The sequence below is a fragment of the Colwellia sp. Bg11-28 genome (assembly GCF_002836245.1).
Classification (GTDB): domain Bacteria; phylum Pseudomonadota; class Gammaproteobacteria; order Enterobacterales; family Alteromonadaceae; genus Colwellia; species Colwellia psychrerythraea_A.
Genome location: NZ_PJBA01000018.1, coordinates 1,192,126 through 1,215,505 on the forward strand (window position 1 = coordinate 1,192,126; position 23,380 = coordinate 1,215,505).

At 39.2% G+C, this 23,380-nt stretch carries 22 protein-coding genes; 13 read left to right on the forward strand and 9 right to left on the reverse strand.

The window, feature by feature from the left end; all coding sequences use genetic code 11:
* The first annotated feature begins 16 nt into the window (after positions 1-16).
* The 7 genes from uraH (at position 17) to CXF79_RS22365 (ending at position 8,121) form a co-directional block, all read left to right on the forward strand.
* Entirely contained in the window at positions 17-358 is a 342-nt protein-coding gene (gene uraH / locus CXF79_RS22335) for a hydroxyisourate hydrolase (protein WP_011045589.1), read from the forward strand.
* Between the two features lie 78 nt (positions 359-436).
* Entirely contained in the window at positions 437-949 is a 513-nt protein-coding gene (locus CXF79_RS22340) for an ureidoglycolate lyase (RefSeq protein WP_101157990.1), read from the forward strand.
* A 107-nt stretch (positions 950-1,056) separates the two neighbouring features.
* The gene (guaD, locus tag CXF79_RS22345; protein WP_101157992.1) at positions 1,057-2,406 is read left to right on the forward strand and encodes a guanine deaminase; all 1,350 of its coding nucleotides are present in this window, start codon (positions 1,057-1,059) and stop codon (positions 2,404-2,406) included.
* 353 nt (positions 2,407-2,759) lie between these two features.
* Entirely contained in the window at positions 2,760-3,950 is a 1,191-nt protein-coding gene (locus CXF79_RS22350; protein WP_101157993.1) for a urate hydroxylase PuuD, read from the forward strand.
* A gap of 278 nt (positions 3,951-4,228) precedes the next feature.
* On the forward strand, positions 4,229-6,418 hold the full coding sequence (locus CXF79_RS22355; protein WP_101157995.1) for a malate synthase G: 2,190 nt from the start codon (positions 4,229-4,231) through the stop codon (positions 6,416-6,418).
* A gap of 497 nt (positions 6,419-6,915) precedes the next feature.
* Complete coding sequence (locus CXF79_RS22360; RefSeq protein ID WP_011045595.1) at positions 6,916-7,542, forward strand: TetR/AcrR family transcriptional regulator; 627 nt, start codon at positions 6,916-6,918, stop codon at positions 7,540-7,542.
* A 153-nt stretch (positions 7,543-7,695) separates the two neighbouring features.
* Positions 7,696-8,121 (forward strand): CBS domain-containing protein, encoded by a 426-nt coding sequence (locus CXF79_RS22365; protein WP_011045596.1) that lies wholly within the window; start codon positions 7,696-7,698, stop codon positions 8,119-8,121.
* 321 nt (positions 8,122-8,442) lie between these two features.
* On the opposite strand, the gene CXF79_RS22370 is transcribed toward CXF79_RS22365, so the two are convergent.
* Entirely contained in the window at positions 8,443-9,564 is a 1,122-nt protein-coding gene (locus tag CXF79_RS22370) for a pyridoxal-phosphate-dependent aminotransferase family protein (protein WP_101157997.1), read from the reverse strand.
* Between the two features lie 183 nt (positions 9,565-9,747).
* Between CXF79_RS22370 and CXF79_RS22375 the strand changes: the two genes are divergently transcribed.
* Positions 9,748-10,575 carry an outer membrane protein OmpK gene (locus tag CXF79_RS22375; protein ID WP_011045598.1) on the forward strand — a complete coding sequence of 276 codons (828 nt, stop codon included), beginning with the start codon at positions 9,748-9,750 and terminating at the stop codon, positions 10,573-10,575.
* A 623-nt stretch (positions 10,576-11,198) separates the two neighbouring features.
* On the forward strand, positions 11,199-12,446 hold the full coding sequence (locus CXF79_RS22380) for a malic enzyme-like NAD(P)-binding protein (protein WP_101157999.1): 1,248 nt from the start codon (positions 11,199-11,201) through the stop codon (positions 12,444-12,446).
* 278 nt (positions 12,447-12,724) lie between these two features.
* Here the strand turns inward: CXF79_RS22380 and CXF79_RS22385 are convergent, their stop codons facing one another.
* A complete protein-coding gene (locus CXF79_RS22385; RefSeq protein WP_101158001.1) occupies positions 12,725-13,150 on the reverse strand; it encodes a MarR family winged helix-turn-helix transcriptional regulator in 426 nt (141 codons plus the stop codon).
* Positions 13,151-13,252: 102 nt separating this feature from the next.
* Between CXF79_RS22385 and CXF79_RS22390 the strand changes: the two genes are divergently transcribed.
* The 3 genes from CXF79_RS22390 (at position 13,253) to CXF79_RS22400 (ending at position 15,650) form a co-directional block, all read left to right on the forward strand.
* The gene (locus tag CXF79_RS22390; RefSeq protein ID WP_101158003.1) at positions 13,253-13,696 is read left to right on the forward strand and encodes a DUF2798 domain-containing protein; all 444 of its coding nucleotides are present in this window, start codon (positions 13,253-13,255) and stop codon (positions 13,694-13,696) included.
* Positions 13,697-13,730: 34 nt separating this feature from the next.
* The gene (locus CXF79_RS22395) at positions 13,731-14,171 is read left to right on the forward strand and encodes a cupin domain-containing protein (RefSeq protein WP_232769289.1); all 441 of its coding nucleotides are present in this window, start codon (positions 13,731-13,733) and stop codon (positions 14,169-14,171) included.
* A gap of 339 nt (positions 14,172-14,510) precedes the next feature.
* On the forward strand, positions 14,511-15,650 hold the full coding sequence (locus CXF79_RS22400) for a PepSY-associated TM helix domain-containing protein (protein WP_101158007.1): 1,140 nt from the start codon (positions 14,511-14,513) through the stop codon (positions 15,648-15,650).
* Between the two features lie 54 nt (positions 15,651-15,704).
* Here the strand turns inward: CXF79_RS22400 and CXF79_RS22405 are convergent, their stop codons facing one another.
* The 7 genes from CXF79_RS22405 to bhcB all read right to left on the reverse strand — a co-directional run bounded on the left by CXF79_RS22405 (position 15,705) and on the right by bhcB (position 21,689).
* On the reverse strand, positions 15,705-16,262 hold the full coding sequence (locus CXF79_RS22405) for a YbhB/YbcL family Raf kinase inhibitor-like protein (RefSeq protein WP_101158009.1): 558 nt from the start codon (positions 16,260-16,262) through the stop codon (positions 15,705-15,707).
* Positions 16,263-16,340: 78 nt separating this feature from the next.
* Positions 16,341-17,201: a helix-turn-helix domain-containing protein gene (locus tag CXF79_RS22410; RefSeq protein WP_101158309.1), complete on the reverse strand. Its 861-nt coding sequence runs from the start codon at positions 17,199-17,201 to the stop codon at positions 16,341-16,343.
* A gap of 12 nt (positions 17,202-17,213) precedes the next feature.
* Entirely contained in the window at positions 17,214-17,567 is a 354-nt protein-coding gene (locus CXF79_RS22415; RefSeq protein ID WP_101158011.1) for a RidA family protein, read from the reverse strand.
* A gap of 33 nt (positions 17,568-17,600) precedes the next feature.
* Entirely contained in the window at positions 17,601-18,026 is a 426-nt protein-coding gene (locus tag CXF79_RS22420) for a GNAT family N-acetyltransferase (RefSeq protein WP_101158013.1), read from the reverse strand.
* Between the two features lie 279 nt (positions 18,027-18,305).
* Positions 18,306-19,328: an iminosuccinate reductase BhcD gene (gene bhcD, locus CXF79_RS22425; RefSeq protein WP_101158014.1), complete on the reverse strand. Its 1,023-nt coding sequence runs from the start codon at positions 19,326-19,328 to the stop codon at positions 18,306-18,308.
* Positions 19,329-19,452: 124 nt separating this feature from the next.
* Positions 19,453-20,601 (reverse strand): 3-hydroxy-D-aspartate aldolase BhcC, encoded by a 1,149-nt coding sequence (gene bhcC / locus CXF79_RS22430; protein ID WP_011045606.1) that lies wholly within the window; start codon positions 20,599-20,601, stop codon positions 19,453-19,455.
* A gap of 110 nt (positions 20,602-20,711) precedes the next feature.
* Complete coding sequence (gene bhcB, locus CXF79_RS22435) at positions 20,712-21,689, reverse strand: beta-hydroxyaspartate dehydratase BhcB (RefSeq protein WP_011045607.1); 978 nt, start codon at positions 21,687-21,689, stop codon at positions 20,712-20,714.
* Positions 21,690-22,409: 720 nt separating this feature from the next.
* On the opposite strand from bhcB, the gene CXF79_RS22440 reads away from it, so the two are divergent.
* Positions 22,410-23,198 carry an IclR family transcriptional regulator gene (locus CXF79_RS22440; RefSeq protein WP_011045610.1) on the forward strand — a complete coding sequence of 263 codons (789 nt, stop codon included), beginning with the start codon at positions 22,410-22,412 and terminating at the stop codon, positions 23,196-23,198.
* Positions 23,199-23,380 lie beyond the last annotated feature (182 nt).

Here is a 23,380-nt window from a genome sequence, read left to right on the forward strand (position 1 = left end):
TTATTAAGGAACAAATATGAGCCAAATTACTACCCATATACTTGATACTACCCGTGGATTACCCGCGAAGAATGTACCTATCACCTTGTTTGCTCAAGACGGTGAAGGTTGGAAAGAAGTCAATGGTGGTGTCACCAATGAAGACGGACGTTTACCCGGTTTATTGGCTGTTGACGAAACATTAGCAGCGGGTGTTTACCGTATGCATTTTGCTACCGCGGTTTATTTTAAAGCCAACAACGAAGCAGGGTTTTACCCATACGTTGATATCGTTTTTGAAATCGATGCCAGCGGCACGCATTACCACATTCCATTATTGCTAACCGCATATGGATACTCTACTTATCGCGGTAGCTAATTAGCTATTCACAATAAGTAGACACTGTTTCAAGCCAGTAGAAAGATATTAAGCGTTACCATTAACCGAGAGATTAAGATGACCAGTAAAATCATTAATGTTGTACCCCAAGAGCTAACGGCAGAGAATTTCTCAGCTTATGGGGATGTAATTTCGGTGTCCGAAAGTGCTGAACATTTCGCCATTAATGATGGCCATACTATGCGTTATCACGATCTTGCCGAGGTTGATGTTGCCGAGCAACAGGGCAAAACCCTGATTAATATTTTTCGTTCTACCCCGCTGGCTTTTCCTTTACCAATAGAAATGATGGAGCGTCATCCATTAGGTAGCCAAGCGTTTATCCCTACAGGCAAGCAACCTTATGTAGTGGTTGTTGCGCCAGCAGGTGAACTTGATACCAGCAAAATAAAAGTGTTTTTAGCCAGCAGTGAACAAGGGGTAAATTACCATAAAGGTACTTGGCATCACTTTTGTTTAGCGCTCAATGAAGTGAGTGACTTTCTCGTAGTCGATCGCGGCGGAGAAGGTGATAACTGTGATGTTGAAAAACTCGACGGTTCACTGGTGATCTCATTAGCAGCTAAGTAATGAAGACTTCAATAGTAATATAGTAAATAGATAGCACGGTATTAAGCCGTGAAAAACAGTACAGCACCCAGTAATAGTAAAATTCAATAAGTAATAGGTTAAGAAATATGTCGAACAACACTGCAAACACTTCTTCAACGAGTGAAGCAATAAGTAAAGCTACAAGTACCGGCCGCAAAGCATATCGTGGCGAAGTACTACACTTTTTAGCGGATCCTGCCAAAGTATCAGAAGAAGAGAGTTATCAGTACTTTGAAGATGGACTATTAGTCATCAACCATGGCTTAGTTGAAGCCGTCGGTAACGCCAAGGATTTACTGAAAACGTTACCCGCCGACGTTGTCGTTACCCAATATGACAATGGCCTAATCATGCCTGGCTTTATTGATACGCATGTACATTATGCACAATCCGAAATGGTCGCTTCTTACGGCGAACAATTACTCGAGTGGTTAGAAAACTATACCTTCCCTGAAGAAAAACAATTTGCTGATCTTGAACACGGTAAACGTGTTGCTGAATTTTTCTTAAGCCAATTATTAGATGCTGGTACCACCACAGCATTGGTCTTTGGCACAGTACATAAAGAATCTGTTGAAGCTTTTTTTACCGTCGCTCAACAGAAAAAATTACGCATGATTTGCGGTAAAGTGTTGATGAATCAAAACTGTCCTGATGATTTATCAGATACCGTTGAATCAGGTTACGCCGACAGTAAAGCGCTCATTGAAAAATGGCATAACACTGACAGATTACAATATGCGGTAACGCCACGTTTTGCACCGACTTGCTCAACGGAACAACTGAATAAAGCCGGTGAGTTATTAAAAGAATATCCTAGTGTTTATTTACATACCCATTTATCTGAAAACAAAGATGAAATTGCATGGGTGAGTGAATTATTCCCTGACAGTGACGGTTACCTTGATGTGTACGATAAAAGCAGTCTATTAGGTCGCCGTAGTGTTTTTGCTCACGGTGTACATTTGCACGATCATGAGTGTCAGCGCTTAAGTGAGACCAATTCAGCCATTGCTTTTTGCCCAACCTCAAACTTATTTTTAGGTAGCGGTTGTTTCAACTTAAAGCAAGCTGAAGAATTTGATGTGAATGTCGGCTTAGGTACTGATATTGGTGCCGGCAGCAGTTTCTCTATGTTAACCACACTCAACGAAGGTTATAAAACTCAGCAATTACGTGGTGATAAATTAAGCCCCTACAAATCATTATATTTAGCGACCTTAGGGGGCGCTATTGCCTTAGATTTAGAAGGGACTATTGGTAACTTTATTCAAGGCGCTGAAGCTGACTTTATCGTGCTTGATTATCAAGCAACACCTTTAATGGATGTACGCATCAAACGCTGTACAACCTTAACTGAAAAATTATTCGTGTTGAGCATGCTAGGTGACGATAGACACGTTAAAGCGACGCACATCATGGGCGAAAAAGTTTAATTAACAAATTATTTAATACCTGAAACCTGCGAATACGGCATCAGAAGTACTCATTTATAGTTATAAATTCCGTGCTTCTTCTTTGTACTCACAAACTTCAGACATCAATTAATTCACTAATGGTATATACAAACGCTTCACTTACTAAAGGCTAAGGAGCTAATAAAAATACCAGTACTACATATAACAGGCGGTTTCCTAGCGCGGGGCTAAGGCAACATCACTTACAGACAATGCTTTATAAAAACGATAATCATAAGACTATATTGTATAGAGCATTAGTTACTCAAAAATTTAGTTAATCATAAAATTATAAAACCCTTATTTCGAGTAAAGGTACAAAAGGAAAGACTATGGACCCGTATATTACTGAGTGGTTAAACCTAATCATTCGCTTCGCACATCTTATCGTTGGTATCGCTTGGATCGGTGCTTCATTTTACTTTGTTTGGTTAGATAACCATCTTGAAAAACCACCCGAAGCAAAAGCTGAAAAAGGCATTTCTGGTGATCTTTGGGCCATTCACGGTGGTGGCTTCTATGAAGTAGCAAAATATAAATTAGCGCCACCTAAAATGCCAACCACATTGCATTGGTTTAAGTGGGAAGCTTACACCACTTGGATCACAGGTTTCTTACTACTCTCGCTTATGTTTTATGTTGGCGCTGAATCTTACCTCATTGACCCGCGCGTAAAAGATTTAACCCAGTGGCAAGCTATTGGCTTAGGACTAGGCTCGATTGTTATTGGTGTGGGTAGTTATGAGTTATTAGTACGCACAAAACTTAAAGACCATGGTTTAGTATTAGCCGTTATTTTATTCGCTATTGCGACAGTTTTATCTTACGGATTAACCCAAGTCTTTAGTGCCCGTGGTGCTTACATGCATATGGGTGCAATCTTAGGTACTATCATGGCTGGCAATGTGTTTTTCGGCATTATGCCATCACAACGCGCCTTAGTTAAAGCGGTAGAAGAAGGTGCTACTCCTGACTCTAAATATGGCCTTAATGCCAAGTTACGCTCAACGCACAACACCTATATCACCTTACCCGTGTTGTTCATTATGATTTCAAATCACTACCCAATTACCTATAACCATAGTGCAAATTGGTTAGTACTAATGGCCATCATATTAATCACTGCAGCCGTACGTCAGTATTTTGTTTTACGTCATTTTGGCCAACAAAAACCTATGGTATTAGTGAGCTCTATTATTGCCACTATCGTGCTTGCCTACGCTATTGCCCCCAAGACAGTTGAACTCTCCGCTGAGCAAAAACAGCAAGGTGTTAGTAATGCGCAAGTCCAACATATTATTGAAACCCGTTGTAGTGCCTGTCATTCAGAAGCACCAACTGATGATGTATTTAAATCTCCTCAAGGTGGCGTTATTTTTTCAGACATGGCTTCTATCAAACAATGGGCACCGAGAATTGAAGCTCGTGTTGTCAACTCCAAAGACATGCCGTTTATGAACAAAACCCAAATGACTGAGGAAGAACGTCTAACGCTGTCACTTTGGTTATACCAAATCAATTAAGTTTATTCCCACTCAGAGCTTGTCAGCGGTTTGAGAACAAACAGGATTTTTTTATGTATAGTCATTCTATATTAAGGAAATTCTGTGTAGTTATCTAATTGCTGACAACCTCCCAAAGGGCGAGTTTAAAAGGCTTATATACAGCGTTATTGGTTTTGACAATAGAACAACTATTCTCTTCAATCAATGCCTTGCCTCTAAGCCTTTTAAGTCTCGCTGAGTATGAAAAAGCTTATTTGAATTGGTATTAAGATAAAGAAAAAGATAAAGGATAAGAAATGAAGCAAAGAACAATCAAGCACGGTTATAAAGTTGCAGGCTGCTTGTATAATTTAGTCAACCATGAAGTATTACCGGGTCTTAACATTCATGCCGATGACTTTTGGAATTCTGTTGCTGAGGTGTTAGCTGAGTTTACTCCGCGTAATCAACAGCTATTAGCGACAAGAGCTAATTTACAAGCGCATATTGATGTTTGGCATACTGATCCCGCCAATCAGCCTTTTAACCAACAGCGCTATGAGTTGTTTTTAAAAGAAATAGGATATTTGGTCACCGAGAAAGCAGATTTTACTATCTCTACTCAAAATGTTGATGATGAGGTTGCCCTTATTGCGGGCCCTCAACTGGTAGTGCCCTTGATGAATGCACGATTTTCCCTTAATGCCGCGAACGCACGATGGGGTAGCTTGTATGACGCTTTATATGGTACCGATGTTATTGGTGACGATAATGGCGCGAAACAGACCAAAGATTTTAATCCTGTTCGCGGACGTAGAGTGCAAGCATACGCGCGCAGATTTTTAGATGAAACTTTACCGTTAACCCGTGGTAGTCATATTGATGCGGTGAAGTACCATATCGTCAAAAAAGCCTTTACTGTGACCCTTTTCACTGGTGAACAAGTGCAGTTAAAAGAGGCACAACAGTTTGTTGGCTACAAAGGGTCTGCCGCTGCTCCCTCTACCCTACTTTGCCGTCATAATGGTCTACACATTGAGATCCAAATAGATAAAGACAATGTTGTCGGCAAGACCGATGCCGCTGCTGTTAAAGATGTAGTATTAGAGTCGGCGTTAAGTACTATTCAAGACTGTGAAGACTCTATTGCCGCGGTAGATGCCTCGGACAAAACCTCGGTTTATCGTAACTGGTTAGGTTTAATGAAAGGTGATCTTGCTGAGATTATTCAAAAAGGCAGTAGAACCATCACCCGTACCTTAAACCATGACCGCAACTATTTATCGCCTGACCAGAAAGAAATCACCCTGCCAGGTAGAAGCCTGCAATTCATTCGTAATGTAGGTCACTTAATGACCACAAATGCTATTGTCACAGCAGAGAATGAAAAAGTACCTGAGGGCATTGTTGATGGCCTCATCACCAGTTTGATTTCACTGCATGATTTACAAGGTAGCTCGAAATTCAAAAACTCTAAACAAGGCAGTATTTACATTGTAAAACCTAAAATGCATGGCCCTGAAGAAGTCACCTTTAGCCATGATTTATTTAGCGCCATTGAGCGTCATTTGGGCTTAGCCCAAAACACCATAAAAATGGGAATCATGGATGAAGAACGTCGCACTTCTGCCAATTTAAAAGAGTGTATTCGCGCCGCACAAACACGCCTTGCGTTCATTAACACTGGCTTTTTAGACCGCACCGGTGATGAAATTCATACCAGTATGCATGCGGGCGCTATGGCTCAAAAAGCCTTGATGAAAGATGAACCCTGGATAACAGCCTATGAAAATAGAAATGTAAGAATTGGTTTGCAAGCAGGCCTGCAAGGTAAAGCGCAAATTGGTAAAGGCATGTGGGCAATACCGGATCAAATGTCGGAAATGGTTAAAAGTAAAATAGCCCATCCAAAATCGGGGGCAAATTGTGCTTGGGTTCCCTCGCCAACTGCCGCTACGTTACACGTAATGCATTACCACAAAGTCAATGTTCAAGAGATTCAAAGTGCCATGCAAGCCGAGTTTTCTTTACCGGGAACTATTGATGATTTAAGTGAGTTATTGACTATCCCTTTACTTAAAAATCAAACCGAATTATCAACTGCGGCAATTCAAAAAGAACTAGACAATAACATTCAAGGTTTATTGGGGTATGTGGTTCGTTGGGTGAATCAAGGCATTGGTTGCTCCAAAGTACCTGATATCGACAATATAGCCCGCATGGAAGATAGAGCAACCTTACGAATATCAAGTCAACATGTTTGCAACTGGCTTCATCATGGTGTGATCAGTGACAGCCAAGTACTTGAATCACTACAGCGCATGGCTGAAGTTGTTGATCAACAAAATGCTGCCGATAGCAGCTACATTGCTATTGGGACAGATTTTGGGGAAAGTATTGCTTTTAAAGCTGCCAAGGATCTTATTTTCCAAGGCAAAGAGCAGCCAAGCGGCTATACCGAACCGTTATTACACCAAAGACGCCAAGAAGTTAAAGCCATGTGTTAACTTTATATACCCGTTACCATTCAAAGTGCAGGATTTCAGTGGGAATTAAAATGACTTTAGCCAAGGAAAATAATTTAAGCATAGTCACTCTATGCTTTGATTATTTAACGCCGTATAAAATCATTTTAAACCCATCGAAGAAGCGCTTGAGCAACATCGCTTCATCGTTGCTGTGATTTATAATGGAGTAACCATTATTTCATCACAGCGCCTTGAACCGAAATAGCTCAAACACTCTGAAACATGCATCTTGATTGGTAACGGGTATATACAACAATTTAAGCTCAGTGCTTATTTAACATCATCGTTTTTAAAAGCCACATTACCTGCAACGCCGGTAATGTGGCTTTTGCTTTATAAGTTAATGACAAAGCTCAACGCGAGCAATCAAGCATAACTTCGATTAAGTCAAAGTATTTGTTATGAATACTATGGCTGCCAGATAACATTTGTTATAAAATTGTTTACTGCATCATCAATGAAGTTATGAGGTATTTGTGTCGGTAAAAAAAGAATCTGTAGGGCAAGTTCGCCAAAGAAATGTTGCACTTATTTTAACAGCGGCCAAAACAGAGTTTGTTACACATGGCTTTAAAGGTGCGTCAATTAAACGCATCGCTGAACGTGCAAATATTCCTCGAGCAAATATCCATTATTATTTTGATGACAAAACTGATCTTTATCAGCAATTACTCACTGAAATAATTGTCAGCTGGAATACTAGTTTCGATACCTTAAGCATTGATGATGATCCTAAAACAATTCTTACTGCTTATATCCATGAAAAAATCATGCATGCCAAACATGATCCCGATGGCTCAAAAATATTTGCCAGTGAAGTCATCCATGGCGCGCCTATTCTTAAAGACTATTTACATACTGAATTTAAGCAATGGTTAGATGAAAAGATCACCATCATTGAAACCTGGATTAAACAAGGTCAAATAGATGTAATCAACCCACATCACTTGTTATTCCTTATTTGGAGTTCCACCCAGCATTATGCTGACTTTAATGTGCAGGTATTGGCTGGTTTTGGTAAAGAGGCAATGAACGATGATGATTTTGATGATGTAATCCAGTCACTGACTTCAATTATCCTAAAAGGCTGCGGTTTATCTTAAGCCAAACAGTGGTGTTTATCTCACTAAGCTAGAAGATGCTTCGCCATCCCTGACAACTTTACTGGCATTGTTGACATGATTTATTGAAAAGCTTACTGTCATCTTAGTTTTGAACGTTCCTAGACCTTGAGAATAAATAATAGAAACTAACCTATGAAAATTGAAGAGATAATGAGTGAAGAAGTCACTTGTATAGATTTAGATGACAGATTATCTGTTGTTAGAGAACTATTCATTAAGCATAAGTTTCACCATTTAATGGTTACGGATAGTAAAAATCAACTAGTAGCTGTTATTTCTGAAAGAGATTATTTAAAAGCGACCAATTCAAATATAGAATTACCCACAGCTAATGAAAAAGATTTGGCGATGTTAAACAAACGCGTTCATCAAATTGTCTCGAAAAAATTAGTCGCCATTAAACAATTCAGTCCTTTTAGTGAAGCAATAAAGACCTTTCATGATACCGGCATGTCTTGTCTTCCTGTAATCAATAGCAATAACCAGCCTGTCGGAGTTATCACCTCTCGAGATATAATTAAGTGGTTATATAGTAAAGTTAACTCACCTAAATCTTAACTTTTATGGTACTAAACGGTGTATGGTTATTGGAATCATCGACGTGATATCCGATGAATACCCCTCTCAAAATAGTACTTTTGATGTTCGTAACTGACCTGCGAACATAGCCAACCAGTATTTCAGCCCATCAAAAAAGCAAAATCTAGCATCTGTTACCGTAAAACGCCCAGATTTAGCGCTTCAAAAAGCACTTTGAGTTCCACATAGTGGAATATTATTGGATGAAATTTCACAAAAAAGCGTTTTTTATTTCATTATGTGAAAAAAAAGACCATCGAAAGATGATCTTTTTGCATTAATAAAACTTTTTTTAAGATTTTATTGGTGTAACGCGTCTTTTAAAGCCGATAAACATAAGGCAACATTCTCGCTTTTAGCCGCATGTCCCATAAGACCTATTCGCCATGCTTTACCAGCAAAAGCACCTAAACCAGCACCTATTTCAAGGTTGTAGTGCTCTAATAGGTAATCACGTATTTTAGCATCATCAGCGCCATCTGGAATGTAGATAGCGTTTAACTGAGGTAAGCGCTCTTCTTCCGGTACGATGAACTCAATACCTAATTCTTTCAGTCCTTTAGCTAATACTTCATGTTGTTCTTTATGGCGTGCCCAGCTATTTTCTAAGCCTTCATCATGAAGCATTACTAAGGCTTCATGTAAGGCATATAAAGAGTTTACTGGAGCGGTATGGTGGTAACTACGCTTACCTTCACCAGACCAATAGCCCATCACTAAGGTTTGATCTAAGAACCAACTTTGTATTTGAGTTTTACGATTTTGAACTACTGCTACAGCCTTAGGGCTAAAGGAAAGAGGCGATATGCCTGGTACACAAGACATACATTTTTGTGTACCCGAATAGATAGCGTCTATGCCCCATTCATCCACTTTCAGCTCTACACCTCCTAATGATGTCACTGCATCAACAATCGTTAAACAATCATGCTCTTGCGCCATTTTACATAGGGCTTTGGCATCTGAAAGCGCCCCCGTTGACGTTTCTGCATGAACAAAGGCTAAGAATTTAGCATCAGGATGGTCATGTAACGCAGCTTTTACCTTATGAGTTTCAACTGCACGCCCCCAAGGAGAGTCAACAATCACGGCCTCTGCACCTATTCTGGTAACGTTCTGAATCATACGGTCACCAAAAACACCATTGCGACAAACAATCACTTTGTCGCCCGCTTCAACTAGGTTTACAAAACAGGCTTCCATCCCTGCAGAACCCGGTGCTGATAAGGCGATAGTGAATTCATTTTTGGTTTGAAAAGCGTATTGAAGTAGCGTTTTTACTTCATCCATCATACTGATAAATAACGGGTCTAGATGACCAATCGTTGGCCTAGCCAATGCAGACAATACTCGTGCACTTACATCTGAAGGCCCAGGGCCCATTAAAATTCTTTGTGGTGGGTTGAATGATTTAAATGTCATAATTGCATTACCTTCTATTTTAGTTTTAATTTTTAGTTGTGTTTATAAAACAACCTGATGTATCGTAGTAAATCGCAACCTGACACATGTGTCAAGTTACGAAAAACAATGAAACTTGGATATATTGAAAAAAATTAAAATTAAAATTAAAATCATAACTAAAATTACATTGAGAGAGACAATATGAAAATTTCAGTACCACTTACCGCCCTTGCATTAACCGTTGCGTTAAATGCACCGATGGTTTCAGCAGAGATCTGGGGAAATACAGAAGTACAATTACAAGCACTAGGTGAATTAGAACGAGTAGGTACCGGTGGCACCGCTGACACTACCATCATCACCTTCCAACATGCTGGTGGCTGGGAATATGGCGATAACTTCTTCTTTATGGATTATTCTCGTTACTCAGTAAATAATGATGCTAACTTCCCGGTAGCAGATTCAAGCGAGCTATACGGCGAGTGGTATTCAAACTTTAGCTTGGGCGCAATTAGCGGTAATGATCTTAGCTTTGGTCCAGTAAAAGATATTGGTGTTGTTGCTGGTTTTAACTTCGCCCCTGAAGTAGACAGCGCTTGGGTATTACCTGGTGTTAGATTCGCCTTAGATTTACCAGGTTTTGCTTTTGCACAAATTGATGTGACTGGTTATATCCATCAAGGCGGCGGCAGTGCAGATTCCCCTGTCTTTACCGTGGTTGATGAAGACTCTAGTTTTATGGTTGATTTTGCTTGGGCATATCCCTTTAAAATTGGTTCAACAAGCTGGAGCATCGAAGGTCATCTAGAATACATTGACGGCCGCACTCAAGTGAATAACTTTGGTACTACAGAGCTAGAATCATGGATTTTATTTCAACCACAAATTCGCTTAGATTTAGGTGAAGTATTAGGACAAAAAGCACAGCGTTTATTCGTTGGTATTGAATACCAATACTGGAAAAATAAACTAGGTGAGAAAGGTACTGATGATAATGCTGCACAGCTTCTTGCTGTATGGCGTTTCTAATAGGTTAATAACCTATTTATACCCGTTACCATTCAAGATGCATGTTTCAGAGTGCTTGAGCAATGTCAATTCAAGGCGCTGTGATGAAATAATGGTTGTTCCATTATAATTCACAGCAACGATGAAGTGATGTAGCTCAAGCGCTTCTTTGATGGGTTTAAAATCATTTTATACGTCGTTAAATAACCAAACCATAGAATGACTATGCTTAAATTATTTACCTTGTCTAAAGTGGTTTTAATTCCCACTAAATCCGGCACTTTGATTGGTAATGGGTATAGACCCATAAATTAAAATAAGCTGCCGATTTCATTATGTTTATTGGCAGCCTTTTTATTATTCCTATTTGTTGAAAATCCTATACTGAATCCCACTACTGTGGCGCGGTATTTTGCATGCTTTAACCCTACTTATATCTTTATTAACAGGTATTGGGGGTGCTTTCTCGATGAAAGGTGTATTTCACTGATTTATCTAAAGCTTATTAAAACAAAAACAACGATATAACTTTATCAATAACTAATACCAAACAGATTAATTTTAGTACTCAACAAACTCCCCCCAAAGAAAGCGTTGACTACCGTATTAACTTCTAACCTTAAAACTATAAAAAGTAGGTCAAAATGTCTGATTTTAAACAAGCAGCACTGGATTATCACGCCTTGCCAACGGCTGGGAAAATTGCCATTGCTATCACAACACCCGCCGAAACCAGTGCTGATTTATCGCTCGCTTATAGTCCTGGAGTCGCTGAACCTTGTCGAGAAATAGCCAAAAATCCTGATGATGTTTATAAATACACAGGTAAAGGCAATACCGTTGCCGTTATCTCAAACGGTACTGCTGTTTTAGGTTTAGGTAATTTAGGGCCAATGGCCTCTAAGCCAGTAATGGAGGGTAAAGCATTATTATTTAAGCGCTTTGCTGACATTAATTCGTTCGATATTGAAGTAACGCATAGAACACCTGAAGAGTTCATCAATACGGTAGCTGCAATCGCGGATAGTTTTGGTGGTATTAACTTAGAAGATATCAAAGCACCTGAGTGTTTTATAATTGAAAAAGCACTAAATGAGCGTTGTAAAATACCGGTGTTTCATGATGACCAGCACGGGACTGCTATCGTGACGGCGGCTGCCATGATTAATGCCTTAGAAATACAAAATAAGAAAATTGAACAAGCTGATATCGTTTGTTTAGGTGCCGGTGCGGCTGCGATTGCCTGTATGGAGTTGCTGATCCAATGTGGCGCAATGCGTGAAAAAATATATATGCTCGACACGAAAGGCGTTATTCATACTCGCCGTGATGATTTATCTGAATATAAAACCCGTTTTGCCAATAACACCGACAAACGAACTTTAGATGATGTTATTGAAGGCGCTGATGTTTTTCTTGGTGTTTCTGGCCCTAACTTGCTTAACACAGAGCAGTTAAAGAAAATGGCAGACAACCCAGTTGTGTTTGCGTGTTCTAACCCAGATCCTGAAATAAAACCTGAACTAGCACACAGTGTTAGAAGTGATTTAATTATGGCGACCGGTCGCTCTGATTATCCAAATCAAGTGAACAATGTTCTATGTTTCCCCTTTATTTTCCGCGGTGCTTTAGATGTACGAGCGCGTAAGATTAATAACGAAATGAAAATAGCTGCGGTCCATGCAATTAGAGAACTAGCCAAGCAAGACGTGCCGAAAAGTGTTTTAAAAGCAAGTAATGAAAAGGAATTGTCCTTTGGGAAAGGTTACATCATTCCTCGCCCAATGGATCCAAGGTTATGCAAAAATGTTGCCTTAGCAGTTGCTAAAGCTGCGGTTGATTCAGGCGTTGCTGCTTTACCTTTGCCTGATAACTATATGAATGAGACTTAAAATTTTTTATTCATGTTTAAGTCTATCTCTTAAATTATTCATATAAAACAACATGAAAATCCTTATTTTCATTTTGTTAATTACAAGAGTGACTATTTAAATAATTAAATGGTCACTTTTTATTTCTATTTATATAACAAAGATTTTAAAAAATAAGTAGCCGCTATTACGTTACGATGAGTCAGCACAAACAATAACTTGCACCTAGGTTATAAAAAGCCCAACGTCTTCATAGCACTAAACACTGTCATTCAGTTTCATTAAACCGACTTCGATCATCAATTATTTTTTAAATTTTTAGTCATAATCATAGCAACGACATTAAACTGGCTAATTTGTTCGCTTGAAAGAGAGTTTTGCATGGTTTCAATGATACCTTTCTCAATTGCTAACATTTGGTTTAGGATCTCTTGACCAAGCGTTGTCAGTTCAATTACTTGGCTTCTACTATCATGAGGATTAGGCACTTTATGAATAAAACCTTTTGCCATCATCTCCTTAGTTAGTCTTGCGATTTGTCCTTTATCTCTATCCATTAGTTCTACCATGTTAGCGGCAGTACATTGACTTACACTGTTGATACAGTGCAGTGATTTAATTTCCATCGACACAATGTCGATTCCTGCTTCTCGAATTGCTTTTAAAACTAATGACTTAAATTTAAAAGTTAGTGCTAAGAATGTATCTGGCATATTTTTATTCAAAATTCACATCCGATTTATAGTTGACACTATCAACTATAAAAGATAAAGTTCCCTTTGTCGATAGTTGATATTGTCAACTAAATATCAAAAAAGGTACTTGTTATGAGAATCGTTAAAAAAACTATAGTCATGTTGTCACTAATTTTTACCCTTATTGGTCTCCTGACATTTGTAATGACATACCAAAACATTGGTTTTAATGAACAGTTTTTTGAAAAATGGCTAACTGCAACACTTTGGTCTGCAACAACAATGGCTCCGGTGGGTTTTTTAATGATTGCGATAATAAGCAAAATAGTTTCAATAGCACTTCCAAAAGCAACAGAGTCTAAACAAAATTTTGTTATCGGCATATCAATGGCAGTGATCATGGAAAGCATCATGGCCTTAGTTACTACTATCAATAATATTGATGTTAAAACAGTCACTGAGTTAACCGTATATTGGTGGCAAGCATTTGTAATTGCACTGCCGTTGGGACTGTTAATCTCTTTGATAATGTCACTATTTGTGAAACCAAAACTAGAACGCTACATGGCAAACTAGATTGCAGACTAACTTAAAGAAATATTAGGAGATTATGATGAGATATAAACATGTAAAAGCAGGTGAGTCAGAACGATACAATCTAGCAGGAGGAGAACTTACCTCAATTCTTGCAACAGGTTTAGATACAGACAATCAAGTGTCTATTTTTGACAGTAAACTTCCAAAAGGAAATGAGGCACCTTGGCATTATCACGAAATTGATGATGAAATTTTTTATATTATTTCAGGTGAAGTAGAGTTTGATGTAGAAAAAGAAAATTTTCTAGCTACAGCTGGTGACTTAGTTATCGCTGGGCCTAACGTGAGTCGACGTTTTAAAGCTATTTCAGATAGTCACTTACTGGTAATAAATACACCTTCAGGTCCATCTGAAAATTTTATTAGAGATATTTCAACGTTTTCAGATGACAATCCTCCTACGGATAGAGACAAAAAATCATTCATAGAAAAATATAAAATCCATATTATTTAGTTTGGCTATATCACTTGAGTTTTCAGTAAAACATACGATAAAACGGTTAATGTCGATGCCGATAAATTACTAGGAATAACATATTAGCCCTAGTAGTTTATTCGTTATTTATTGCTACTTTTTATAGCTAAATCATGAATACTACAAAAAACACATCTAATAACGAATGATTCGCATCCAATTATATTTTATTTTATAAAAATGTTTTACAATCCTCAAAATGTCACTTCAATACTGACAAAACTCCCCCTATTAAGTTAGCTAAACGGGTATTAAGTTCGCAGAGGACTTATCTTGTTTTCTAGCTTAGGGCTTTCAATGCTAGTTCTAGGTAAAATCATGAATATAAGAAAAACTTTTTTTTGGCTACATTTAATCATAGGCTGTAGTGCGGCTATTTTTATTTTTTTAATGTCTATCACCGGTGTTGCCTTAACCTATGAACGTCAGATGATTAAAGCCGCCGAACGTAGCGATTATCCTGCAGCGCCAACAGCATCAAATAACAAGTTAGCCCTGTCGCAACTTTTGATTATTGCTAAACAGTACCCGAGCAAAAAAATCGCTAACGTTGTGGTAGAAAATCAGCCTAATGCACCGATTATTATTAAAGATGGCAGAAAAACACTCGCTTACCTTAACCCTTATACTGGGGCAGAAATAGCGATACCGGGTCAAGGCACAAAAACCTTTTTCCGTAAATTAAGAGCTTTTCATCGTTGGTTAACCTTAGATGGAGATTTCAGTCAAACAGGTCGAGAGGTTAATGGTATTGCCAATGTCATTTTTATTGTTTTAATTCTTTCAGGGCTATATTTATGGCTACCTAAGCGCTTTAACAGCAGAGCATTCAAGCAAAGGTTAACCTTGTCTGGAAATTATCCTAACAAGAGTGCGAGAAATTACCAATGGCATAATGTTTTTGGTATTTATATCGCGCCGGTACTTTTTGTAGTGGTGGTAACTGCGGTATTCTTTTCCTATAAATGGCCGGGCCAAACACTTAAAAACTATGTCTCAACAGAGTCAGTGTCACTTGCTAAGCCTGTTGAAGTGTCTGCTCAACAAAGCGCGTCCCAACTAACTATTGCTAAACAATTAACAAAAATAAGACAATATTATCCACAGTGGCAAAGCATTCAATTTTCATTAGATAATGCGCCTACTAGCAGCAAAATTTACCGTGTTGATATGGGCAATGGTGGTGAGCCACAAAAACGTATCTCAATATTATTAGATTCTACAACAGGGGATGTGGTTCAAGAACAAAAATTTGACCAACTATCTACTTACAGCAAGCTACGTAGCTACATTAGGTTTCTTCATACAGGTGAAGTCTTCGGTCCATTTGGACAAACTATTGCTGGTTTGGCTTCGCTATTTGCATGCTTGTTGGTGTATACCGGCGCGATGCTTTCTTGGAGGCGTTGGAAAAACAGTCGAAAAGTAAGCGACAATATGTCTGCGCAAGTAAATTAACTCTAATTAAATTGGTATAAGTAGAGCCTAATAGGCTCTACTTAAATGGTGGTATTAGTCGCGTTTATATAAAGACTCTATTGTACTTGTGGCAATAGTGTTCGCATTAATCATATAACCCGTTAACGCGCCTGACGCCTCTTGTGGCAACTCAAGCTTCTCTACTGATAGTGCATGAACAGTAAAGCGGTAATGGTGAATTCCGTGGCCTTCTGGCGGACAAGCACCACCAAACCCACGGTAACCAAAATCATTAGCTATTTGCACGCTGCCCTCAGGTGCTGAGCCTTTTTTAGCACTGCCCGCGCCTGCGGCTATTTCGTTCACAGTATGAGGAATATTCACTATTTGCCAATGCCACCAACCACTGCCTGTTGGTGCATCAGGATCATAGGCAGTAATGGCAAAACTTTTCGTACCTTCAGGAGCACCTGACCATGCTAGCTGTGGCGATAAATCCCCTCCGCTACAACCAAAGCCATTAAATTCTTGGGCTTTAGCCATAAATTCCCCTTCTGCGATATCTTTACTTGATAAGGTCAAGGTATCTGCCAAGGTGATAGAAGAAAAACTGATTGAGAGCAAGGTAACTAATGTGAGTGACTTAAACATAACGATGAACCTTATTTAATGGAGTGAAAGTATGTATTGCTTATTGATATAGGATATTTTAGTGTTTTTATGCGTGATTTATAGCCTCAATTCCGTCAAGTTTTCGCCCTGATCCGTCAGTTTGGTTTTTCTCAGTTCCGAAGGTGTTAGGCCAAAACGTCCTTTAAACCGACTAGTAAATCGCGATTGTGACTGGTAACCGCATTGTGCAGCAATGAACACGATGGAATGTTTGGTTGTTTGTAATAGATGTAAACCGAGCCCTAACTTCACTTGATCTTTAATGGTTTGAACTGTGGTTCCTTCTGCGCTTAACTTTCGTCTAAGCGTCGACTCACTCATGCCAAGATGTTGGCAAAGCGTGGGCATTGAAACATCTGCTGAAGGTTGTTCACTTAACATGGCAGATATTTTTTGCCCTAGTTTATGGGATGCCACCATAGTTAAAATCTCTGGATGCCCCATATGACAAAGTAATTGCAGAATTTCCTTTTTCCGTAAAGGCCACATGGCTTTAGGTGAATAAAGTGACCATTCAACAAATTGCTGCAGACATTTTTCTAATTCCTGTGATACATCACCAACACTAAACCCTTCACCCATTCGATGATTTTTCTCACCGTCAGCGCTATTTTCAATGCTAATACCAACAAAGTCTTCATTGTCGAATTCAATTAATAAGGCAAAGTATTCGTTCTTCTTGGGAATATTTCGCATATTAATCGCCGGATTGTCGGACAAAAAAATAAAATCACCAGCATGACATACTATTTCACCTGCTTTACCTAATACTTTATCGCCATCAAGTACGGCAATAAATAAGGGTTTAACAATGGGCACATTGAGCAAGTGCTGCTCTTTTACTGAGGAGTAAACTGAAAAAGGTAAACTGCGATCTTCCACCATTACATGCTTAATGGTCTTGATGAGGTTTTGCATCGCCATGCTGAATCAACTGCCTCGAACGGCGGTTACCGTCACTTCAATGAGTACATCGCCTTCAAGACTTACACCCAAACAAGCTCGTTGTGGCCAATGTTGAGGATTATCACCCAACCATTTTTGCCAAACAGCATCCATCACAGGCTTTTCTGCCATATTGGCAATATAAACTTGTGCAGAAACAATGCGGGTCTTATCTGAACCTAGCTCAATTAAATTGGCTTGGATTGTATCTAGGGTCAGTAATGTTTGCTGCTCGAACTCTACAGAGGTATCGGAGGAGGTAGCAACTGTCCATACTAAGTCTTTATATGCTGATGATTTATTACGACCAGAATAGATGCCTGATTTTCTTTCAATCATAAAATGCTCTTTCAAGGTTATCGATGCAAACGATTATATAAACTTACACATGCCATGACCTAAAGAACGACTAGGTCTTTGGGTGTAACCATAACGGCTATAGAAGGCCTCTTTTCCCTGTGCTGCCAACAAACCGATAGTAGAGCCTTGGTTAGTGGCATCAGATAAATAGCCTTCTATCTTAGCCATTAAAGCCGCGCCAATACCCAACTTTTGGTAGCTTGGGTCGACAATCACATCCTGAATATAAAAATACATAGCGCCATCACCAACGACTCTTCCCATACCAACAAGTCGGTTATCATGCAAAATGATCACATGGAATAAGCTATGATTTAAACTTTTTTCAGCGAGGTTCGCATCAAGATCGCCCCATCCCACTTTTCTGCGTAATGTCAAAAAGTCTTCAACTGTTGGGCTTTCTAATTTTAAGCAAAACTTATCTGCTAACACTGTCATCTCCATTTATTCTAGGCAGCTTAATCGTACGCTCAACCAATCAAACATTAGTACTGTAGTAATAAATCACTTTAACGTTCTGAGCAGAAAATCAAAGTCTGTTACTAAGTTAACTTAACTACTGATACTTTCACATAATAAACATCATTTTTATTTTAAGACTATTTTTTAACATTATGTTATTGGCTAGCTAATTTTTAGAAAGCAAAAAATGGCTGTTTAAATGAATAAACAGCCATTGTGAATTGTTGCCCTTGAAACTTTAGCTAAAAAGTAGTTTTATAACTTGAAGTAAGTAACCTGCCCTTTAGCTTCAGCTAATTCAGCCGCGACTGAGGCTACAGCTAAATCTTGTAAGCCAACACCTGTGCCATCAAACAAAGTAATATCTTCTGCTGATGTTCGGCCGGTTTTAGTACCGTTAATTACTTCGCCAATTGGCACAATGTCGCTTTGTTGAATGAGCTTTTGTGCAATCGCATGTTGAGCTTCACCCAGAGTAATTGATTGCGCTAATTCATCGGTAAAGACCTTAGCTACTGCAAGTAACTTAGCATCAACTTCTTGCTTACCTACAGTGTCGGTTCCCATACACGCAATGTGAGTACCGGGCTTGATCCAGTCTTTATCTATTAGCGCCTCAAACGCTGAAGTAATGGTAATAATGACATCCGCTTGAGCACAAAGCTCTTCACGCGTTACTGATTCAAACGGTAAACCTAATTCTTCAGCCACCGCAGCAAGCTTAGGTATTTGCTCAGGGTGGAAGTTCCAGCAAACAATTTTTTCAAAGTCACGTTGTTCAACAGCGGCACGTAATTGAAAAGTTGATTGATGACCTGCACCTACCATACCTAGCACTTTTGAATCTTTACGAGCTAAATGCGCAATAGAAACGGCAGAAGAGGCAGCAGTACGCACGGCAGTTAAGTAGTTACCGCCAACTAGGGATTTTAACTGGCCGGTATCAGGGTCAAACAAAATCACTGTGGATTGGTGGTTAGTCAGGTCTTTTTGCACATTACCCGGCCAGTATCCCCCTGATTTTAAGCCAAGCACCATACCGTCACGGTCGAAGCCCGATTTAAAACCATAGAGGGCATCCGCATGACCAATGGCTTCACGTATTACCGGAAAGTTGTAGGCGGTATTTTTCGCCATTGCAGAAAATACGTTTTCTACTGCGGTAAAGGCATCTGCTCTACCCATAACTTCTTGGCAAACCGCTTCTGAAACAACTGATACGCCCTTGTTAACGGGTAAAGAGTTTTTCTGTGAATGGTTTTCTTTTGAATCACTCATAATTAATGTCCTAAAAAAGGGAAAACTCTCAGCAGAAGCTGAGAACATCTATACCCGTTACCATTCAAGCACTCTGAAACATGCAGCTTGATGGTTACGGGTATGTAACTATATAAAACTGTTATTAGTAAGCTTTACCACGAGCAGAAACTGGCCATAAGGTTTCTACTTTTCCATTACGTACACCAACATAATAATCGTGAACGTTACACGTTGGATCACAATGTCCAGGGACGAGCTTTAGCTTTTCATTAATTTTTAGTACGCCGTTAGCATCTGAAATAACACCATGTTCATCAGAACACTTGATGTATTCAACATCATCACGACCAAAGATGTACGGTAAACCACTATCTACTGATTGCGCTTTAAGACCTGCATCACAAATAGCTTTGTCAGCTTTGGTGTGGCTCATAACAGATGTTAAGATAAATAATGAGTTTTCAAATTCTGAAATTCGCTCACCTTTTTCATCATGAATGCGTTGGTAATCAGCATCCATAAAAGCGTAAGAACCACACTGTAATTCATTGAAAACACCTGAATTACCTTCAAAGTAATATGAGCCTGTACCGCCACCACCAACGATGTCACACTCAAGCCCTTCTGCTTTAAGCATGTCGATTGTTCGAGCAACCATTCCAACAGCGATGTCAATCTTCTCTTTACGTTCTTGGTAGCTTTCCATGTGCTGCATAGCGCCTTGGTAAGCTTGAATACCAGAAAAAGTTAAACCTGGTGTTGCAGCAATCGCTTTAGCGATATCAACAACGGGCTGGCCTTCACTTACACCACAACGACCCGCGCCACAGTCAATTTCAACTAAACATTCAATTTGCGTATCATGTTTATTAACCGCAGCTGCTAATTCAGCAACATTCTCAAGATCATCAACACAAACCAAAGTACGAGCGCCAAGTTTAGGTAAACGTGCTAAACGATCAATTTTTGCTGGTTCACGTACTTGGTTAGATACTAAAACATCTTTAATGCCGCCACGTGCAAAGACTTCGGCTTCTGATACTTTTTGACAACATACACCACAGCTATCACCCAGCTTTTCTTGTAAAAATGCTATATCAACAGACTTATGCATTTTGCCATGCACACGATGACGAACACCCATCTCTTTAGCGAATTGTCCCATCTTGGTGATGTTACGCTCTAACGCGTCTAAATCGACAATCAAACAAGGTGTTTGAATGTCCGCTTCATCCATACCCGGAAGGGCCGGAACGTCATAACCTACTTCTAAATCATTTACTTTTGTCATCTTCTTCTCCAAAATTTTAATTAGTATTTAGATAATTTTTAGATCGAGCTTTTGTATAATTTTTAATTTGAACCAAAGTTTTAATTTTTTTGACGGCTGAACTTATTGGCTTATTTATTCATCCAAGGCAATTTGTCTAAATCGACATTACCGCCAGTAAGAATTACCCCGATACGCTTGCCTTTAAATACCTCGGGATTTTTCAAAATAATCGCGAGTGTTACCGCGCTGCTTGGCTCCACTACAATTTTCATGCGGATCCAAATAAGCTTCATTGCCGCGACAATTTCATCTTCGGTTGCCGTTAAAATATCGGTGACATGGTTTTTAACAAAATGCCAAGTCAGATCTTTAAGTGGAACTTTTAGACCATCGGCAACTGTCTCTGGAGCATCGTCAGCAATGATATGACCCGCTTTAAATGAGCGCGCAGCATCATCTGCATTCAAAGGCTCTGCCGCATAAATTTTGATTGTCGGATTAGTAGTAGAGAGTGTTAAGCAAGTACCTGATATCATGCCGCCGCCGCCAATTGGCGCTACCACAGCATCTAAATTAAGTACCTGATTAACGAGCTCTTTTGCACAAGTGGCTTGGCCAGCGATAACGCGTGGGTCGTTGTAAGGATGAACAAAGTCTGCACCTGACTCAGCAACAACGTCAGCAAAGACGGCTTCGCGTGAACTAGTAGAAGGCTCACATTCAACAATGACTCCGCCATAGCCAATTACGGCATCTTTCTTAGCTTGCGGCGCTGTACGCGGCATCACTACGGTAACGGGTATGCCACGTCGTCCAGCGGCATAAGATAACGATAATGCATGGTTACCTGATGAATGTGTAGCCACACCAATTTTTGCTTCAGCGTCAGTTAAACCAAAAACAGCATTACAGGCTCCGCGCACTTTAAAAGCGGCTGCCTTTTGCAAGTTTTCACATTTAAAAAATAACTCAGCACCTGTTAATTCATTAAGGAAACGTGAGGTTAATACTGGGGTTTCGTGAATATAGGGTTTAATACGTTCGTGGGCTACGAGTACATCCTCGTAGCTTGGAATATTCATGGTTTGGTTAGGTGAACTGCTCATAGGTGCCTCTTAATATCTCTTGCGGTATTAACCGTCATATTAGTCATGGCTTTAGCCGTGACATTAATCGTGTGGTAATACCAACCTCACTAACTTAGTGATCATTTCTACTGGTTAAATAGCCAACTACTTCGTTATTTATTTAACAATTAGAACAACTAGTTATTGCAATAAATGCCTTATATTTCGCCATTTTTCCTGCGTATAAAATAGATCACATAATTAATGAAACTGGTATAAGTCGTATTTATCTATATGAGTCTTAAGGTGACTCGTAATTTGTAGCTGATGTTTATTTTCTTAGTCATTTTTTGCTTCTATTTCACCTTATGGAAAACAACTAGTTCAGGCAAACAAGATGAATTCCACCATGTGAAACAATGACTTTGTATACCGAGTAATGCCTTCCACACCACTGATAAATAAGGGGGTATATGAATATCGAGTTCAGTGCAATTTACATATTCCACTATGTGAAATCGACGAACTCGCATTAATGATGGCTTTTGTCGGTTTAAGCTATATATTTAAATCAAAACCAACATAAAGTTGACACAAGAGTCAAGAAAGGGGATGTTATAACAATCCAATTAATTAATAATTCAAATTTAATGAGCGTAAACCTTCAAAAGCAACAATGTTATTGGGTGTTTAGAGCATTTAAAAAGATCACTTAGTTAGTTTGATATTCGATAAATTTTTAAACTGAGCGGCAATATTATGACTAAAGTTAAACCCGAATCTCGCATTCAAGTAATAGATAGAGCAGCCACATTACTCGATGCTATTTCACGCTATACCATGCCGGTAACACTAAAAGCGCTTAGTGCCGATACTAATTTAGCGCCATCTACTGCTTTTCGAATATTACATTCTCTTATCGATAATCACTTTGTTGATCGAGACAATTCAGGTAAGTACCAGTTAAGTGGTCGACTCATTAGACTCAGTAATTATCAATCTCAACACGTAGATTTTCGCAAAGTGGCATTACCTTATATGGAAAAACTACGAGATAAGTTTGGTGAAACGATTAACCTCACCACGCGTGAAGGCGATGTGATCATTTACGTAGAAAAAGCCATTCCCAATAGAATGATGCATGTTCAACAAATTATTGGTAGCCGAGCGCCGCTTCATGTAACAGGCGTTGGTAAAATGATGTTAGGCATGGAAGGCAGCGAAGGAATTAGTGGCTATGCCCATCGCACAAATTTGCCAACCTATACTCGTAAAACATTTTCAGACATAGAAAGCTTAGAGCGCGAGTGTATGCACTGTGTTGAGCAAGGATTTGCCTACGATAACGAAGAAGCCGAAATAGGTGTAGGTTGTATTGGCGTGCTGTTATATGACAGATACGGTGAAGTTGTTGCTGGGTTATCGGTGTCAGCACCAATAGATAGACGTAAAGATGAATGGGTCAAACACTTAGTCAAAGCAGGTAAGTCAATTTCCATTGAACTTGGCTTTGTTAAAAACCAACAGCCAATTAAAGAAACCAGTTAAGCAAAGTTTACAACAGCAAGGGTATTTTCTCACCGCCAATATTTTATCTCTGCGGCATACCCACCCCCCATCACAACGGAGCTTGGGGTAATACCCAAACTACTGCAAACAGCATGGTTCAGTTGGAATTAGAAACGTTTTAGGCAAGGCATTGGTTGAAGAGAATGGTTGTTCCCTTCTCA

What these genes read in the sequence shown, in the direction of transcription:
- CXF79_RS22400 (WP_101158007.1), top strand. Translation starts at nt 14,511, where the DNA reads ATGAATATAAGAAAAACTTTTTTTTGGCTACATTTAATCATAGGCTGT.
- CXF79_RS22440 (WP_011045610.1), top strand. Translation starts at nt 22,410, where the DNA reads ATGACTAAAGTTAAACCCGAATCTCGCATTCAAGTAATAGATAGAGCA.
- CXF79_RS22415 (WP_101158011.1), bottom strand. Translation starts at nt 17,567, where the DNA reads ATGATTGAAAGAAAATCAGGCATCTATTCTGGTCGTAATAAATCATCA.
- CXF79_RS22405 (WP_101158009.1), bottom strand. Translation starts at nt 16,262, where the DNA reads ATGTTTAAGTCACTCACATTAGTTACCTTGCTCTCAATCAGTTTTTCT.
- CXF79_RS22420 (WP_101158013.1), bottom strand. Translation starts at nt 18,026, where the DNA reads ATGACAGTGTTAGCAGATAAGTTTTGCTTAAAATTAGAAAGCCCAACA.
- bhcB (WP_011045607.1), bottom strand. Translation starts at nt 21,689, where the DNA reads ATGAGCAGTTCACCTAACCAAACCATGAATATTCCAAGCTACGAGGAT.
- bhcD (WP_101158014.1), bottom strand. Translation starts at nt 19,328, where the DNA reads ATGAGTGATTCAAAAGAAAACCATTCACAGAAAAACTCTTTACCCGTT.
- uraH (WP_011045589.1), top strand. Translation starts at nt 17, where the DNA reads ATGAGCCAAATTACTACCCATATACTTGATACTACCCGTGGATTACCC.
- CXF79_RS22375 (WP_011045598.1), top strand. Translation starts at nt 9,748, where the DNA reads ATGAAAATTTCAGTACCACTTACCGCCCTTGCATTAACCGTTGCGTTA.
- CXF79_RS22340 (WP_101157990.1), top strand. Translation starts at nt 437, where the DNA reads ATGACCAGTAAAATCATTAATGTTGTACCCCAAGAGCTAACGGCAGAG.
- guaD (WP_101157992.1), top strand. Translation starts at nt 1,057, where the DNA reads ATGTCGAACAACACTGCAAACACTTCTTCAACGAGTGAAGCAATAAGT.
- CXF79_RS22355 (WP_101157995.1), top strand. Translation starts at nt 4,229, where the DNA reads ATGAAGCAAAGAACAATCAAGCACGGTTATAAAGTTGCAGGCTGCTTG.
- bhcC (WP_011045606.1), bottom strand. Translation starts at nt 20,601, where the DNA reads ATGACAAAAGTAAATGATTTAGAAGTAGGTTATGACGTTCCGGCCCTT.
- CXF79_RS22365 (WP_011045596.1), top strand. Translation starts at nt 7,696, where the DNA reads ATGAAAATTGAAGAGATAATGAGTGAAGAAGTCACTTGTATAGATTTA.
- CXF79_RS22350 (WP_101157993.1), top strand. Translation starts at nt 2,760, where the DNA reads ATGGACCCGTATATTACTGAGTGGTTAAACCTAATCATTCGCTTCGCA.
- CXF79_RS22395 (WP_232769289.1), top strand. Translation starts at nt 13,731, where the DNA reads ATGATGAGATATAAACATGTAAAAGCAGGTGAGTCAGAACGATACAAT.
- CXF79_RS22390 (WP_101158003.1), top strand. Translation starts at nt 13,253, where the DNA reads ATGAGAATCGTTAAAAAAACTATAGTCATGTTGTCACTAATTTTTACC.
- CXF79_RS22380 (WP_101157999.1), top strand. Translation starts at nt 11,199, where the DNA reads ATGTCTGATTTTAAACAAGCAGCACTGGATTATCACGCCTTGCCAACG.
- CXF79_RS22370 (WP_101157997.1), bottom strand. Translation starts at nt 9,564, where the DNA reads ATGACATTTAAATCATTCAACCCACCACAAAGAATTTTAATGGGCCCT.
- CXF79_RS22410 (WP_101158309.1), bottom strand. Translation starts at nt 17,201, where the DNA reads ATGCAAAACCTCATCAAGACCATTAAGCATGTAATGGTGGAAGATCGC.